Source organism: Pseudomonas coleopterorum, from assembly GCF_900105555.1.
GTDB lineage: Bacteria > Pseudomonadota > Gammaproteobacteria > Pseudomonadales > Pseudomonadaceae > Aquipseudomonas > Aquipseudomonas coleopterorum.
Window position 1 is genome coordinate 19,003 of the sequence record NZ_FNTZ01000002.1, and the last position, 16,931, is coordinate 35,933.

Genomic DNA, 16,931 nt, shown 5'->3' on the forward strand with positions numbered 1-16,931 from the left:
CTCACAAATGATCCAGAACCGTTTGTTCATGGCGGTTGCGCTTGCCGTGGCGAGCCAGCCCAGCTTTGCCGAGGTTGTGCCGGTCTATGAGACAGGGAGCCTGCCTATCACCACCCAGGTGATGCCGGCCATGGCGACCATCACCTCAACCCTGGCGGCCATTCTCAAGACTGACATGCAGATCGGTACGGCGATCGTCCAGGCCAGCGACAAGCAGGCCAGCATTGCTGCAGAAGTCGGCCGGGCGCAGCGCGAAGCTGACATCTTCGGACGCCAAACAGAGCGCTTGGAAAAGGCTCGTGCTGGGTACTCCGTACCCGACAGCATCTGCAGCGAATCGGCCTCGGGAGTGGTGTCTACCGTCAACAAAGGCAGCCGGGCCAGTGCTTCTGTCCTGGGCAGCGGTCAGGGTGTGAGAAGTGCTGCCGTTCAGAAGACCATCGCATCATTGCCGGTCGACCCTCAGCAAGGCGGCTACCGCAGCGCCGCTGTGCATGCGGCCTACTGCACGCAAGCCGAAGCGGCTCAATACGGCGGCACGGATCTGTGCCCGGCCGTGTCCAGCATGCCAGGTGGGGACACTGAAATGCGTTCACTGCTCGACGGCGCAGGCGCCGTGGGCAAGGCGCCGGAGCTGACCTTCAACCAGGACCAGATCGATGCTGCCATGGCCTATATGAAGAACTCGGCCAAACCGGACGTGGGTAGGACACCGGGTAAGGGCGAGATCCAGACGGCCACCGGCCAGGAGTATCAAGGGCTACTGACACAACTGCAGGCCATTCTGAGTGCAGCCATGCAGCCGCAGTTGGACCTGATCGCGGCAAGCAAAGCCAACCCGGCCACCCAGCAGGCTCTAGACGAAGCGCGAAAGACACCTTCAGCCAATAAATACTTCATCGCCACGGCCAGCAAGGAAGCGCAGCGCACCGGGCAGATGAGCGAGCGTGAGCTTGAAGCGTTTGAAGTTGGGCGTCGCTATGCCAATACCGACTATGGGACTGACCTGCAGCAAATGGACGGTGAAAACCTGATGCGGGAGCTGATCCGTGTACAGAACCTAGGTAACTGGCTGCTGATGGGCAACAAGAACGAGCAGCGCCAGGGCAACGTGATCGCCGGTCAGCAGCTGGCCATTGCGGCAGATGGCAAATACAAACAACAGATGCAGGTCCTTTCCGCAAAAATGGCACCGGGAGTAAGCACCCATGCAAAATGATACTCAGCAAGCCGCCTCCGAGTCGGTAGCAAACGACAGCGCGGAGCGTGCAAAGCCTAGTACGGCACGGCGCGTCGGGCAGATCAGCTTGGCGATTATCAATCCGTTTTCCGATCTGGCGGTGATCTACCGAACCGGCATCAAGCCTATTGGGACCAAGCTGCAGATCTTGCGTACCCAGTTCGAACGTCATCAAAGCCCAAAGGAGTCATTGACTTGGGCCCAGGCGGTGGCCTGCACCGGCCAATCTGTAGAGCAACTGCAGTCAGGCTTCAGGCGGCTACGAAGGATCTGGTGGCTGCTCATGGTCGGGATCAGCCCTGTGGCCATCTTCCTGCTGCTCAATATCTTCTATACCGCTTCAAGCCTGCCCATGCAGACGGTGCTGCGCGCAATTGCGGTTGACGCAGCGCTTGTGACCCTGGTCATGCTCAGCGTGGCCAAGGTGATGAATAACGACTACCGCCTCTGGCAGCTGACCACCCGGCGAGTGAGCCTCGACGAGAAAGGCACCTTTCAGGACTACGCAGCCGAGCAACGTATCTGGCGGCAAGTGGTGTCGCCTTTCACCGCATATTAAGCAGACCAAATCGCGCAGCCGTAGTCCTCGCAGCCTTTTCCCTTCGCTTTACCCATCCCGGATCCCTATATGAACCTCATCAAACGCATTTGGTGGGTTGGCTTGCTGCTGGTTTTTTCCATGCCGGCACTGGCTGACAGCGTGACTTACAAAACCCTCGCTGAGGCTGCTCAGAAGAACCATGACCTGTCCCGCCAGGCCATGGTGATGATCTTCGGCGACGTGGTGCTCCACCCTTTCAGCGGCTCCGACCCTACGCTGATCGGGGCGTTGTTCGGCATCCTCAATGGCGTTCTGGCGGCCGTGGCGTTCTTCTGGTTTTTTTCGATCACGCTCAAGGGCTTCGTCAAAGCAGGCCATGAAGGGCGAGTGTTCAATGGAGGTCGCACCGCCGTTTTCCCCATCATGACGCTGGCAGGCTTCATGACGATCGTCCCCACCAAGTCGGGCTGGTCGGTGGCTCAGCTGATCATGCTCTGGGCGACCTCGACGATGGGCGTGGGGGGAGCCAACCTGCTGACAGACAAGGCCGTGGACATGATCAACAGCGGCTACTCGATGGTCACGCAACCCACGGCGCCGTCTACGCGCTCGGCGGCGCGCGGCATCTTCGAGATGAACCTGTGCAAGTACGCGACCAATAGCGAGCTGCAGATGTTGTACCAGGACGGCAAAGCCCGCACGGCGATGATGAGCACCAAAGGTAGCAACGGTGACTACACGATCGGCAACGGCAGCGCGGTGTGTGGTTCGGCAAAGACGCCGGACACCGGTCGTACCGGCACCTGGAACCTGCTGTTCGACAGCAAGGTTGAGACAGCTTCAATCGTGACGGCGCAGCGCAAGGCGCTTGATACGATGCAGGCCTCCCTGGATCGTGCGGCCAGTGCCTTTGTAGCCACCTATCTGAGTCGACGTGACCATGACACAGGCACGTTTGAGGACGCCGAGACACAGATTCAGAAGGCTGCAGCGGCATATGAGAACACGGTCAGCCAAGCCATCAACCAGATCGATTTCAAAGGCTCGCTGCAGGAACAGCTGTCTACTCAGATCAAGAGCTATGGCTGGCTTGCCCTGGGCAGTTGGTACCACACCTTCGCCACGGCCAACAGCAAGACCAACAGCGTGGCCAGTGCCACACCCGTGATTAGCGGTATGAGTCACCTGGGCGAGACCGGCACAGGCGACCTGTATGGTCAGGTGATGGCGGCCTATCGCTCGCAACAGCAGAACAGTGACTACACAGCCCCGCTGGGATCGCAGCCTGCAGCTGACGACGCAGCGGCCAATACCGCGGTTGAGCCAGGCTCGGTTTTTGTAAGTGTTTTCAAGAGTCCAATGCAGTCGCTAACAAACAAATTCGCAACAGTGAAATTGGGTACCGAAGCTGATTTCTCAAATCAGGTAAACCCACTCATCAAGATGCAGGAGATTGGCGATTTTACTTTAGGCGCGACTGAAACGGCGCTGACCGTATACACAGTTGCAATCGGCGCGGCTTCGGCAACAAGCAATTCGATTCTCGGGAAGGTCGGAGGTGTGATAGGGATTAACGGCGGAGAAGTGGCAAAAGACGTACTAGGAGCGTTGGCACCGCTATTTTACTTTGTTGTACTAGCACTGCTCAGCATCGGCTTTTCGTTGGCAGTTTTCCTTCCTGCCGTACCGTTTCTGAACTGGATGATCGGTGTGTTCAACTGGCTGGTAAGCATCCTGATTGGTTGCGCGGCGGGCTCGATGTGGGCCGCTACGCATGTGGGAGCTGAAGAGGACAAGGGCAGCCGCAGCGCGTACGGCTACGTTTTTCTTATCGACATGATGCTGCGCCCTTCGCTGATGGTATTGGGTTTTTTCTTTGCGGCAGTAACCGCTACTGCAGGCGGGACGATTCTCAACATGCTTTTTGCTTCAGCCCTGGCCAATGCTAATGCAGACTCAATAGTAGGATTGGTGAAAATGATTGGCTGGTTGATGATCTATGCGCGAATTGCGACGTTTGGCGTAACCCGTCTTTTTGGGCTGCAGGCAACGCTGGCTGACTACGTGATTTCCTTCCTAGGTGGCCGCGATGGTGCGAATTTGATGGGCGGTATGGTAGACAATATGAAAGGAATGTTTGGTGCCTTCGGCTCAAATACCCAGCGCGTACCTGGGGTGAAGATGCAGTCAAGACAGGGCGCTGAGCCTGGGGGGGATGGCATCCAGTAGTCATCGCTGCACATTCCGCTGAATGGCTATGGCGGGTAACACTGTTACCCGCTATGATCAAGTCAGAAATGCAAAAACAGCGTGCAAAATGAAGCCCGATGCCCAATTTCACAATCCAGATCCTGTTTACCTCAGAAGCCTGGTTGACCAAGCTGGGGTGAGCAGACGAGAAGCGGCACGACTTCTAGGATTATCGTGGCCTGGATTTCGTAATTACTTGCGTGATCGCTCAGAGCCTTTGTATAGATGTGCTGATTACCGTGTGCAATTTGCGTTGGAATGCCTAGCTGCCGACGCTTCGAATCCAAAGGAGTAGTGAGAATGCAACCAGTACAAAGGTTGATGAATGCAAAGGAAGGATGGTTCCATATAGCCAAAACACTCTATCTGGTCTTAGGAGTACCCTTCTTCCTGATCACTGGGTTACTTTCACTCGTTGCGCTTTCTGGTTCCTCACCAGGACAAGATACTCGGGATTCATGGAGTTTGGTCGCCATGTTTTGGGCGCCTTTAGTGATTCCTCTCATTCTGTTTGTTAAGACATCCAGGACGCGAGGTAAACTCGTCAAAGGTATTTTGCATTCGTTGAAGTCGAGTGAAATGTTTTGGCCGTCGGAGGACTGCGAATTCCTTATCTGGAACAGCGGTAAGTACCTCGGCATCGACAGTCAAAATGGCACCATTCTCTACGTCAATAGGATCCGCAAAGGGCAAGTTGATGTAGTCGGTTTAACGATGGGCGATTGGACCAGACGCGAACTGGAAGGGAAAAAGCTGCGGATCTACACTAAGTTGCCACAGCTTCCTTGCATTGAGATTAGTACCCCTTGGGCTCAACGCTGGTACGACATCCTGGGCGCTATGGAGTACCAGCGATACACGACGCCTAAGCCTTTCGGCCAATACGTTAGTGAGCACGTCGAAGCGCTGGAAAGTGAGAACAACATTCACATCCCCAAGCTGGCCTAAACCTACCATGTAGCTCCAGGCTGACTGCGTTCGCACCGCCTCATTTTTCCGAAGCCCTACCCTCCCCCCAAGCACACCGGCCCCTCAGGCCGGTGTGCTTTTATGTGGACGATACCTATGCAAAACCGACCCCCGCAAAGCTCCTGGGAGAGCCAGCAGGCGCAACTGCTACTAATCGTTGCTGCAGGCTTTGGCCTGTGCTGGTTGTTTTTCGATTACTTCGTGTACTGGAGCAGCTGGGTGCTCTATTGGCTGTGGCTGATGGTCGACTTCTCCTATACGCATGTGCTGGTGGCCAGCAAAGCCAACCTGTTGGTCAAGCTGGCCAACAACCCCAAAGCAGTCACCTTCGACCAGTGGCTGGCTGTCATGAACCAGACTTCTACCATCCTGTTCGTCTTTTTGATCCCCATCATTCTGCTCAGTAGCTGGAGCCTGGCCTTGCATCCGATGCTGCCCTTTCGCAGCAAGCGGCTCATCAGTGCCAAGACGCTGCCCAAGCTGGTCAGCGGGTTTGCTCCCTCGATCATCCCGATCGTTGCAGCCTACGGACCCAACGGCTTGAAGGATGACACCTCAGCGGCCAATGCCTGGGCCTTGAAGCCTGAAGAGTTCGCCGAACAGCACAACCTGGTTGTGCGCAAAGTGCTCGACCGGCCAGCCGCACAGGCGGCACTCGAAGCGCAGATCGGACCGGCTCACACAGATTTCGAAAGCTGGCTGCCGCATGAGCGGGCTCTGCTGGCTGTATTTGGCCTGCAGGTGTTCCTGAACGATCGCAAAGCTGCCACCAAGCTGCTCGATGACCTCAATCGCTCCTGCCTGATCAAGGGCCTGACGCGACGCCCGACGTACCTGCCGTTGTATTCGCTAGCCGACAAGGCCTTTGCAAGAGTCGTGGCCACGCCGGCTATGACCGAGCTACTGGCCATTCATGGTTTCAAACGCACAGCCCTGGCTGGCCTGTACGGCCGGGATCTGCGCTTGCCGTCTGCACGCTTTCGCTGGCTCAAAGGTGTTGACCGCACCTTGTGGTATGCCCTGCACTCGGCTGATACCGCGAAGGTCTATATCGAAGGAGCAGGCGTGCTTGCTCGATCGCGAGCGGAAGCCAAAGCCAAACAACTCGGTTTGCCGTGCGGGTTGCGAGTCGAAAAGGCCATCGATGGCCTGAATGCCGAGATGGAGGGTATTGGCTTGATCCATGAGCATGAGGACATGCCTGAAGCTGCCGTCCAGGTAGAAAAGATGCCACTAATGCAGGCCATTTACGGCGCCGAAGCGTTGCCTGCTGAACAGTAGACCCCGCAGCTCGATCTGCAACCCTCGCTCCACCTACACCCCATTTTGAACGGTTCGAACGTGACGTCATTGGCCGCCGCTGCGAAGCCGTGCGCGTCGTTTGTACCCCGTACCCAAGGATTCCCATGCAAACCATCACCCTGCCGTTTCAAGTCACCATCGCTCAAGAGCTGATGACCATCACTTATCTGGGCAATGGCCATGCACAGGTACTGGGCCTCATCGATGTGAGCCAGCGCTGTCACTTTTCGCTCGACGGCCAAAACGTGATCTGCATTGGCGAGCTGGGCCAGTTAGTTATCCAGGCGCCCGAGCACACCGATGCGGCTGTATTGCTGGACTGCATCGTTTCGGTCGTGACCAGCCATAAAAAGAGCGAACAGCGCCGCGTGGTGAAAGAAACCCGCCGCAAGACCCGTCGGGCCTATATCGCAATGGCTGGGCTGACATTGGCCATGGGCGCCCTTGCCGTTGCAGTGAAATCTGAGTTTTCAGGCTCTCGCGTCTATACCGGTTTGGGAAACGCGAGCTACCAGGGCTCCACCGCAATGCCGGCGCCAAGCATTGCCCAGGCCCTGCCTCCAACGTTGAAGACCACGCCCCCTGCAGCGCCCTTAGCCCTTACACCACCGCTGCCGCAGGAGCGGCCTGATGTGCCAGACGAGCTGGCTGATTCACCTACAGACGGCTGGACACTGCCGGATGCGGCACGCAAAGATCTGTCAGCCAACCTGCGCATGGCGGCAGAGCGCAAGCTGTTCACGGTCGAGTACTCCAGTGGCCATGCACGCACCTTGTATGTGTTTGCAGATCCGGAATGCCCCAACTGTCAGCGCATGGAGCCGGCCCTGGAAGCGGCAGCCAAGGACTTCAACGTGATTGTGTTCCCGGTCGCCGTGATCGGTGGTGAGAGGTCGATCGCCTCGATCACTCCCGTCTTGTGCCTTCCCCCTGAGCAGCGCAAAGCGGCCTGGAGCGAGCTGTTCGATGTCGGGCACGGCGTGATGGATCTGGGCAAGCCCAAGGAAAGCAAGGAAAGCGCTGCAGTGGAACCAGGTGATTGCGATATCGCCGGCAAAGCGCTGGGCGTCAACGAAGTGGCCTACCAGACTTACCGCATTCCAGGGACACCGTGGGCCATTGCCGATGACGGCCGTCACGTGACTCAGGCTGTGCTGCAGAATCCTAGGAGCCTGCAGACGTTCATGAGCGCAGCCGAGGTGAGCCATGCAGCCCAATAACTATGCTGTGGACCGCGCACGCATCAACCGGCGTGTCTATCACTCAGCTCTGACGGCCTGGATGATGGGGCCAGGCAGTTTGGCCTTGGGCATGCTTGCCGCCGTCGTGGGTGGATTTGTCTACCCCGTCAGTCTCTGGCTCAGCTTCCCCGTGCTGATGTTCTGGGCGCCGGTGCTACTGTTTGCTGACTGGCAGATGCCCATGCGCATGCCCACGGACATGGGCGTGCTCGATCCGTCGACCAGGCGCCAGGTGCCTGGAAAGCTCTGGGGTTTTGTGCCGATCGCCGTCGCACGCACGACGATGGATAAAGCCGCGGGCATTTTGTACATGGGCTATCTGCGTGGGCAGGATGCAGGCCGCGAGCTGTGGCTGAGCATGGACGATATGTGCCGGCACATCCTGATGTTCGGCACCACCGGCGCGGGTAAGACCGAAGCGCTTCTAGGGTACGTCCTGGGCCAGCTCGGTTATGGCAAGGGTTTGATCTATACGGACGCCAAAGCCCAGAACGACGTGCCAACGGCCATTGCCTCCCTGGCCCGCTACTACGGCCGGGAAGACGATCTGCGGCACATGAACTTCATCAATGGCGGTCGCTCCCGTGCCCAGGAGCTGCTGGATGATGACAAGAGCCGTCCCGAGACCAACACCATTAACGCCTTTGGTATCGCCCAGGAGTCCTACATCACCAACCTGATGGACTCGATGCTGCCGCCTGCAGGTAGCGATACCAGCTGGCAGGACAAGGCCAAGGCGATGATACAAGCCTTGGTCTTTTCTCTGGTCTATAAGTGCCGCCGCGAAGGCAAGGTCATGTCGCAGCGCACGATTCAGGAACACATGCCTCTGCGCGCCATTGCCAAGCTTTACATCCAATCGGTAGAAGAGGAATGGCACGAAGAAGCCCGGTTACCCATCGAGAACTACCTGAACATGCTGGCAGGTTTCGATCTGACCAAGGTGGATTCGCCTTCTGAATGGGCTGCTGAAAGCGTGAATCAGCACGGCTACCTGATCCAGCAATTCAGCCGCATGCTGTCGATGTTCAACGACATGTACGGGCATGTGTTCGCGCTCGATGCCGGCGACATCGACCTCAAGGACACGATCCACAACGATCGCATCCTCATGGTGCTGATCCCGGCGCTGGAATTGTCGTCCAGCGAGGCTTCAACGTTGGGCCGGCTGTATGTGTCGCAGACGGCCATGATCCTCAGCCAGGATCTGGGTGAGAAAATCGAAGGCAAGGCCGAAGACATCCTGGTGGTGCGCAAGTACAAGGACCGCTTCCCGTTCCTTTGGATCAACGACGAGGTGGGGGCCGTCTACACCGAAAAGCTGGGTGAGCTGGCTACGCAGGTGCGCTCACTGGGCATCAGCCTGCTACTCGCCGGCCAGGAAGCGCAGCGCTTGAAGTCCGCCGCCGGCGACAAGATCTGGACGCTGATTGCCAACATGGGCACGCGCATCACCGGCAAAATCATGGATCCCAAGGACACCTTGGAGATCCTGCAGCTGATGGCCGGCAAGGAAATGGTCTCCGAGGTCAGTGGCATGGTGCGGCAGCCGGGTACGTTTGGCAGCAGCTGGGAGGACTCGGATTCGTTGAGCCTGCGTGAGCACAACAAGGTCAGCGTCGAGGAGGTGCAGAAGCTGCAGGAAGGCGAAAACATCACCCTGTTCAAAGGCGAGGTGATCCGTGGCAGCTCGCTGTACATCCCCGACGTGGATAAGCTGTCCAAGGAGGCCATCCGTATCAACCGCTTCATCGAGGTGGCCCCGCCGTCCCTGGACGAGCTGCTGGCCACCGCACCTGAGAAGGTCCGCCGCAGCTACCCGCGCGTAGGGAAGATCCAGCAGATCCTCTTTCATCTCAAGACCGAGCCAGGCCGCGCTGACCTGCAGAACCTGGTGCTGATCGATCCGGCGCTGGCCACGCTGAACGAGCTGGAAGAAGAGTGGCAGCACATCTGGCGTCGCACACCTGGCGCAGCCGTGCGTAGCACCCTGCTCTGGCATACGGCGCTGGGCAAGATACCGACCAGGGGCCGAGGCTATCGATCGCAGGTCGATGAAGCACAATCACTGACCGTGGGCCTCACACGCCTTGAAACGTATGGCGGGCAGCATGTGCAGGCGGTCAAGCATGAAGAGAAACAGCATGGGCATCACCACTGACAGCGAGGCAGATGGGCTATGAGCAACCTTTCATCCTTGATGCACTGTGTCGCAGAGTTACCGCCGTCGCGCGGCGCTCGCAGAGCCCACAGCTGCGTTCCTGCCGACCATGCCGGTCCCTGTGATCTGCAGTACGAATTACACGGACGCATGCAGGCCGCAGGCTTCGAGAACTATCAGCAGGCGCTCACGGCCGCGACCCTGGCCATCTTTTCTGAGGTGCATGAGTTCGACCGTGTGTTGATCCGCGCCGGCACTGAGCAGTCCCTTGCACAGGCCTTCTCAAGCGCAATCACCTGGCGTCAGGCGCAGGCCTGATCTAACCCCAAAGCAACCTCTTTCACGCTGCCCGACCCCAGGCGGCGCGAATACGTTCATCCCCGAAACGGAGCACTTCCCATGGCACGAGGCGTTAACAAAGTCATCCTGGTAGGCACCTGTGGTCAGGATCCGGAAACCCGCTACATGCCCAACGGCAATGCGGTCACCAATCTCAGCCTGGCCACCAGTGAGCAGTGGACCGACAAACAATCAGGTCAGAAGGTGGAGCGCACCGAATGGCACCGCGTCTCACTGTTCGGCAAGGTGGCTGAGATAGCGGGGGAATACCTGCGCAAGGGCTCCCAGGTCTACATCGAGGGCAAGCTGCAGACGCGGGAGTGGGAGAAGGACGGTATCAAGCGCTACACCACGGAAATCATCGTGGACATGCAGGGGACGCTGCAGCTGCTGGGTGGTCGACCTCAAGGTGATCAGGCGCAGCGGCCTGCAGGTGGCCACCAGAACCCAGCACCACGGGCGCAATCGCAATCGCAGCCTCAGCGTGAATCACGACCGGCACAGCAGCCGGCGTCGCAACAAACACCCGATGACGATTTTTACGACGACAACATTCCCTTCATGGATCCCTACCGATTCAACTGGCAGCTGGTCTAGCTCGCCGCTTGCAGCCCGAAAGCATCCAGGCTGCATCTACACCCTTTCCGCGCAGCGCAGCCGTCAGCAACCTTCAGGTTGACGATCAGGCTGTGCTGGCAATCTGTTGATTTACACAGTGATTTTTACGATGACTTGGAACTTTCCCGTGATACTATCCGGCGAAGATTTATGCGCGAGAGCAGCACGATGTAGAAACACAAACAGCAGAAACCAAAAAGCCCCGGTTGGCGCCGGGGCTTTTTGGAAAATCTTGAACAGGCCGTTTGCATGCGGGTTACCTGTTCAACTCTCTAACAAGTGAGCCGATTATGGCGTTCACCGAGGCTTCTTGCAAGCCACAAAAGGTGATCGAATAAGGCTCACCGCTAAACGGCGGACTTTGGAAATGATTTCCTCTCCTTTTTTTGCTGCACACTGTGCAGCGCTTGCTGGTCCCAGCCTCATTGGTGACCAGCTGTGAGCCGGCTTAAAGCCGTACGGCTCTCCCCTTCTGATCCTCATTCGGCGCTGCGCCGCACGGCTCGGGCTCTGCCTGACCAGTACGCTGCACCGCGTCACCTCACCGAGCAGCAGCTCAAAAACCCCCTGATCCGCAAAGCCTACGACCGCCTGGGTAACCTGGTGAGCTTTCGTGGCCAGTACCTGCGTCGTCTCGATGGCGTTAACGGCGATCGCCGTACGCGCCGTGAGAAGTTCGTGGCCATCGAGCGCGTGGCCGAGCAGCTGTTGGTACGCCTGGATCTGGCCACCAGTGTCTTGGGCTACCTTGATCCTGCCAGCGGCCGGTACGTCCTCAATACCCAGTGCAATATCGCCAAGGACGCCGGCATTTCGGCTCCGGTGCTGTGTCGTCTGTTCAAGACCCTGGATGACGCCGGGTATGTCTATCGCCGCATCGAGCGCGTGCGTCTGGATGAAAAGGACGACAATGGTCTGCACCTGGTGCGCACACGCGTGTTGATCCGCTTCACGAAGCTGTTCTGGAATGACCTGGGACTGGGCTATGTCTTTGACCGCGTGCAGAAGGCCGCCAAGAAGCGCCGAGAGTCCCAACTGATCGATATCGGCCAGCGCCGGTTGTCTGAGATGGAACGTCATTCCCTGGAATTGAAGCGACGCCAGATGTCCCGTCAGCGATGGGAAGCGAAGGAAGCGCGCGAAGCCGAGGGCAATGGTGGTAGTACCCCGCGCCGTTCCAGTGGCGCGCCCGTGCGTAAGACTGGCAGCGATGTCCTAGGTGCACTGGAGAGGCTGGGGGCCTCGTTCGCCAAAAAAGCTCAGTAACACCCAGCACCCTTCTTTTTCTGCATCCGCTCACGCGGAGGCCTTGTCACGCCTGCGATTTATGGCCCTTTCACAATCCTATGAGGCAATCAAAAAAAGCGCCTGGAGCGGCTCTTTTTTTGCCCCAATCAAGCGCGGAAACTGCCCGGTCCAGGCGGATAGTCAATGCCTTGGGAATTACTGGAATTTTATACCCCAACCAGTTCCTCCCCTTCGGGAAAATAGGGTTTTACGAGGGGTAAACCCCTCATAAAGCAGTACAGCCTGCGCACTTCGTACCTGCGGTACGGCGCAGCAGCGTGACCTGACGATCTGGGTCAAACCCCGTCTAAGCGGCCCAGGGCGATAGAGCCGCCCTGCCCTGGCCTACGGCCACCCTACGGGCGCTAAGACCCGGATTCTGAGTCCCCAGGCGGCTTCGCCACCTGCCGACTCAACCGGGCGCGTTGCGCGCGGGGTTAGGGATTTTTGCAGCGACCATGCCGTCGCCTTGTGCCTTCAATGAAGGCATGCGTTTTGGCAATTATCAGCGTTTAACCTGAAGTGCTGATAAGTAGCCGTGCTACTGAAATTGGCATGTGTCAGTACCTGAGGAGACAAGTTTTACTCTTTCAGCCTTTTCTGTGACGTGCAATACGACGCCTTTATGCTATATTGCTTTTGAGTGAGCAAAAGTCTAAGCTATTTTAACTTAATAGTTAGAATGTGTTTGTTGATTTAAACACCTAGCTCCAGTAGTGGTTCACCATACTAGCGTAGCCAAAGGAATGTAAATGCATAGATTAATTGGTTTCGGTACAGATAAAGGATTTGTTCCTCTGGCCATCGAGGGTGATGCACCTGAGTCACAAAATATATTCACTGTTATAGTTGGCAAAAATGGCGTAGGTAAAAGTCGCTTACTATCATCAATAGCAAAAGATTTTGCCCGAAATTATCACTCTTCGCCCTCTGTTCCTGAATTTAGAAATTTAGATAGACTACCGAAACTGATTGCTTTATCGACCAGTCCTTTTGATAAGTTTCCATCAAACCGAAGGCCCTATAATCACTACGATATAGAAACAAACTACAGGTATGTCGGGATGCGCGGTGAGGGTCCATTTGGAGCTTCAAACGCTGTATCGCTCTTGTCTTCTGCTGCCAAGGGGTGGCTTGAAAAACTATCAACCTTTGGTGAGACTGCCAATCTCATTGACGTCTTTAATTCACTGAACTTTGAGCCGTATGCCGAGTTTGTTTTTAAACCAGGCTACATAGGTAAATCAGTCAATCAGGAGCAAGCGGGACTTTTTGGAACCCCTATATCGCATGAGCTAGAAAGACTTTTCCAAGTAAATAATATTAGCTTTGATGAAAAATATATAAATCAGCTGTCGAGCTATAATGAGGATGAGCGCCATGAGATTTATAGCGCCATGATTGAACTGCAGCGCGTTGAAACTTCGCGGAAAGCCCTAATTCTAGCTGTAGATTTCAAAAGCGGCATTTTTTTCCATACCGGAGAAAATCCAAGAAGTGGTTTTCTTGCAAAAGCTATTCTTACACTGCTGAGCGCAGGTCTAATGAGATTAATGGATGTTCGTCTGATCAAAAAAAATTACGGGCCGATGTCACTTAAACGTGCTAGCTCAGGCGAACAGTGTTTACTTGTAATAATGCTTGGTATTGCAGGTCATATCACTGATTATTCAACAATCTTAATTGATGAGCCCGAAATCAGCCTTCATCCAAGGTGGCAAGAAGAATTCATAATAATGCTCACTAGTGCGTTCTCGTCGTACAGGGGGTGCCAATTTATTATAGCTACTCATTCTCCTCAAATTATATCCAGACTTAAAGATGAAGGTTGCTACATAACATCGCTTACGGATAATAGAATATTCAGAGCGTCTGAATTTAGTAATCGCTCCGCTGATTATCAATTAGCTGAGCTTTTCGATGCCCCTGGGATTATGAATGAATATATTGCGAGGCTCGCATTTAGCCTCCTATCCAAAATCAAAGCCAGCAAATGTGTGTCACCGGATAATTTACGTGAACTAAATCAATTACAGACCTTGGCTGAGAATGTTGATCGAGATGATCCAACTATGGATCTAGTTCAATCTGTTATTCTGGTATGTGATATCTATGCCAATAATTAATGAAAGCATAATGTTCACTAACGCATCTCTTGCTGTCATAGCACAGAAAAAAGACGACCCTGAATTTGACCACACAAAGTGGTCACAAGAAGATCTCAAGGGTTTACGTGCAGAAATCCGAAACTACTATAGAAGCATACAAAGGCTTGTGTGTGTTTACTGTAAGGAGATCGTCAGCGTTAGAGCCGCTCACGCGGCACCAGTTGAACATATAGTTCCGAAATCTCAATACATAGAGTTTATTTTCGAGCCCAAAAATCTTTGTGTGACCTGTGCCGATTGTAATGAGTACAAAGGAAAAAATGAAGTTATGTTTGAGCCTGTTATTCCTGGGCGACGACGCAAAAGATACCCTACTGCATCTTCTGCATTTCAGATAGTGCACCCACACTTTGACGAATATGAACAACACATAATTAAGGCAAATCGCGTGTACGTCGATTTGACACCTAAAGGTCATTACACAATTGGAATCTGTAAGCTAAATAGATTTTTTCATTATTTTGGTACCTGCGATGAGTTCATAAACGATGCAGCTCTTGTTGAAGCTAACGATTTGTTTTTCTCGACTGGTGTTGTTCAAATAAATGCACTGGTAAAAACAGACGTAGAACAATAAGAAATGTCTATTATAAAACGAATCCTCTACACAGCGGCTTCACACAATAGCCCAATTGGCTGGGTTTGATAACGGTGTCAATCCGTTTCGGCAAGGATACTCTGCCGATACGTACTCTCGACAAGAGCATCAGTTTTGACCACTTAGCAGCTTCATGGCTGAAAAGGGTTGATCGATTGGCACCTTTTGAAATACTGTGCATCCATACAGTATTAAGAGCCGCCATGGCCAAAAAAGCCCCAGCGGCCCCTGCATCGCCCAAGACTTATGAGGTGCTCGCCATGCGGCTACAGCGCGCAATCAACACGCCTGCAGCGCAGAAATCAAAATCTGCACTGCTGGAGCGCTTGCCCGGTGATCGCGATGAGGACTGGACACGGATCCTGGAAGAAATCGATGGAACCGACAACGTGACCCTGGCCCACCGCGACGATGGCAAGGTCCAGCTGTTCTGGACAGTGCCTCAACAAGACTGAACCACCGATTTCTCATCCCCGCCTGGTGCGGGATTTTTTTACCAACACATTGCGGTGCCATCATGCCCACGACCGTTCTAGCCCGAATCGACATCTCCCAGATCACATTGCCTCTCTACTCGCATCGCGTGTCGGCAGGGTTCCCATCACCTGCGGCCGATCACTTGGAGAAGCACATTTCCCTGGACGAGCTGTTCGATATCCGGGCACCGCACGTGTACCTGGTGAAGATCGAAGGCGAAAGCATGATGGGCGCCGGGATCTATGACGGCGACCTGGTGATTGTCGATCGCAGCCGTGAGCCGCAGCATGGTGACATCGTGATCGCAGGCCTGAACGGTGAGCCCGTGTGCAAACGGCTGCACCGTCGCGATCGCCAAGTCATCCTGCAGTCGGAAAACAAGGCCTATCCGGCGCGTCACATTCTGGAGGGTGATGAAATGGTGGTGTGGGGAGTCGTGCGCTACAGCGTGCGTGATCATGCCTACGCCTAAGCAAGTGTTCGCCCTGGTGGACTGCAACTCGTTCTACGCCTCCTGCGAGCGTGTTTTTCGCCCGGATCTGGCCAAGACCCCGATCGTCGTCCTTTCGAACAACGATGGCTGTGTGATCGCACGCAGCTACGATGCCAAACCCTTCGTCAAAATGGGCGCGCCCTACTTCCAGATCAAAGACATGCTGCGCCGAGAAGGGATTGTGGCGTTCAGCAGCAATTACGCGCTGTATGGCCAAATCTCCGAGCGAGTGATGACCATCATCGAAAGCATGGTGGCTGGCTCTGAGGTATACAGCATCGACGAAGTGTTTTGTGATCTGACTGGCCGTCGTGAGGATCTGACAACGCTGGGCCGCTCGATCCGAGACAGGGTACTGCGCTGCACTGGAATTCCGGTCGGTGTGGGCATAGCGCATACCAAGACACTGGCCAAGCTGGCCAACCACACCGCCAAGCGGTTGCAGGCCCAGACGGGCGGTGTGGTGGACATTTGCGACCCGTACAAGCGTGACTGGGTGTTGCGTAATACTGCAGTGGGAGAGGTATGGGGTGTTGGTCGACGGCTAAATGCACACCTGGAGGCCATGGGCATCCAGTCGGCCATGGACCTGGCCAAGGCTGACAAGACGATGATCGGGCGGAAATTCAGTGTGGTCCTGGAGCGAACAGCGCGCGAGCTCGCCGGCGTGTCGTGTATGGAGCTGGATGAGCCTGACCCGCCCAAGCAGGAGATCTGCTGCAGTCGGATGTTTGGTAAGCGTATGAGTGAGGTAGGGCCGATCAAGGAGGCGGTGGCCACCTACACAGCGCGGGCTGCGGAGAAGCTGCGAGCTCAAGGCTCAGTGTGCAAGAAGATGCGCGTGAGCGTGCGTACGGGCATGTTCAATCCGGACGAGGCGAAGTATGCCAACGGCGTCGTGATCGAGCTGCCCTACCCTACTAATGACACCCGCCTGATGACCAATGCTGCTACCCAGGCGGTAGATCACATCTTCCGTTCAGGCTATCGATACAGCAAAGCTGAGGTCATGCTGCTCGATCTGCGTCAGCCTGGTGAATATACGAGTGATCTTTTTGCCGTGACCCAACCGCAAACGTCCGATCAACTGATGTCGGTCATGGACTCGATCAACAGTCGATGGGGACGCGGGACGTTGCGCACAGCAACCGTGCCGACCACACCGGAATGGGCCATGCGGCGCGATTTGATGAGCCAGAGCTATACCACGCGGATTGATCAGCTATGGGTTGCGAGGGCTCACTAAC

The 16,931-nt window shown here is 55.5% G+C and carries 16 protein-coding genes; all 16 read left to right on the top strand.

The genetic code is table 11. The features are described 5' to 3' along the window. Positions 1–7 precede the first annotated feature (7 nt). The 16 genes from traW (at position 8) to umuC (ending at position 16,930) form a co-directional block, all read left to right on the top strand. Positions 8–1,219, top strand: a complete 1,212-nt coding sequence (gene traW / locus BLV18_RS21910; protein WP_090362581.1) for a conjugal transfer protein TraW — start codon at positions 8–10, stop codon at positions 1,217–1,219. Beyond that, positions 1,209–1,799 carry a conjugal transfer protein TraX gene (traX, locus tag BLV18_RS21915; RefSeq protein WP_090362584.1) on the top strand — a complete coding sequence of 197 codons (591 nt, stop codon included), beginning with the start codon at positions 1,209–1,211 and terminating at the stop codon, positions 1,797–1,799. Before traW ends, traX begins: the two co-directional genes overlap by 11 nt. Before the next feature lie 69 nt (positions 1,800–1,868). Next, positions 1,869–4,010 (top strand): DotA/TraY family protein, encoded by a 2,142-nt coding sequence (locus BLV18_RS21920; protein WP_090362586.1) that lies wholly within the window; start codon positions 1,869–1,871, stop codon positions 4,008–4,010. 88 nt (positions 4,011–4,098) lie between these two features. Next, positions 4,099–4,326 carry a helix-turn-helix domain-containing protein gene (locus BLV18_RS22555; protein WP_090362589.1) on the top strand — a complete coding sequence of 76 codons (228 nt, stop codon included), beginning with the start codon at positions 4,099–4,101 and terminating at the stop codon, positions 4,324–4,326. 5 nt (positions 4,327–4,331) lie between these two features. Next, the gene (gene excA / locus BLV18_RS21930) at positions 4,332–4,979 is read left to right on the top strand and encodes a plasmid IncI1-type surface exclusion protein ExcA (RefSeq protein ID WP_090362592.1); all 648 of its coding nucleotides are present in this window, start codon (positions 4,332–4,334) and stop codon (positions 4,977–4,979) included. Positions 4,980–5,096: 117 nt separating this feature from the next. Next, positions 5,097–6,281 (top strand): secretion/conjugation apparatus DotM-related subunit, encoded by a 1,185-nt coding sequence (locus BLV18_RS21935; RefSeq protein ID WP_090362594.1) that lies wholly within the window; start codon positions 5,097–5,099, stop codon positions 6,279–6,281. Positions 6,282–6,406: 125 nt separating this feature from the next. Beyond that, positions 6,407–7,522, top strand: a complete 1,116-nt coding sequence (locus tag BLV18_RS21940) for a DsbC family protein (RefSeq protein WP_244156988.1) — start codon at positions 6,407–6,409, stop codon at positions 7,520–7,522. Then, positions 7,509–9,704, top strand: coding sequence for an F-type conjugative transfer protein TrbC (trbC, locus tag BLV18_RS21945; protein ID WP_090362597.1), 2,196 nt, complete (start codon positions 7,509–7,511; stop codon positions 9,702–9,704). The genes BLV18_RS21940 and trbC overlap by 14 nt, the downstream gene beginning before the upstream one ends. A gap of 18 nt (positions 9,705–9,722) precedes the next feature. After that, a complete protein-coding gene (locus tag BLV18_RS22290; RefSeq protein WP_139211041.1) occupies positions 9,723–10,022 on the top strand; it encodes a hypothetical protein in 300 nt (99 codons plus the stop codon). Between the two features lie 81 nt (positions 10,023–10,103). Further along, entirely contained in the window at positions 10,104–10,640 is a 537-nt protein-coding gene (locus BLV18_RS21950) for a single-stranded DNA-binding protein (RefSeq protein WP_090362599.1), read from the top strand. A gap of 531 nt (positions 10,641–11,171) precedes the next feature. Further along, positions 11,172–11,927 carry a hypothetical protein gene (locus BLV18_RS21955; protein ID WP_090362724.1) on the top strand — a complete coding sequence of 252 codons (756 nt, stop codon included), beginning with the start codon at positions 11,172–11,174 and terminating at the stop codon, positions 11,925–11,927. A 773-nt stretch (positions 11,928–12,700) separates the two neighbouring features. Further along, a complete protein-coding gene (locus BLV18_RS21960) occupies positions 12,701–14,074 on the top strand; it encodes an AAA family ATPase (RefSeq protein ID WP_090362602.1) in 1,374 nt (457 codons plus the stop codon). Between the two features lie 10 nt (positions 14,075–14,084). Next, entirely contained in the window at positions 14,085–14,693 is a 609-nt protein-coding gene (locus BLV18_RS21965; RefSeq protein ID WP_244156989.1) for an HNH endonuclease, read from the top strand. Positions 14,694–14,917: 224 nt separating this feature from the next. Continuing rightward, positions 14,918–15,169: a DUF1654 domain-containing protein gene (locus tag BLV18_RS21970; RefSeq protein ID WP_090362608.1), complete on the top strand. Its 252-nt coding sequence runs from the start codon at positions 14,918–14,920 to the stop codon at positions 15,167–15,169. Positions 15,170–15,231: 62 nt separating this feature from the next. Beyond that, positions 15,232–15,663: a LexA family protein gene (locus BLV18_RS21975; RefSeq protein ID WP_090362611.1), complete on the top strand. Its 432-nt coding sequence runs from the start codon at positions 15,232–15,234 to the stop codon at positions 15,661–15,663. Then, the gene (gene umuC, locus BLV18_RS21980; RefSeq protein WP_090362614.1) at positions 15,650–16,930 is read left to right on the top strand and encodes a translesion error-prone DNA polymerase V subunit UmuC; all 1,281 of its coding nucleotides are present in this window, start codon (positions 15,650–15,652) and stop codon (positions 16,928–16,930) included. Before BLV18_RS21975 ends, umuC begins: the two co-directional genes overlap by 14 nt. Position 16,931: the final 1 nt, after the last annotated feature.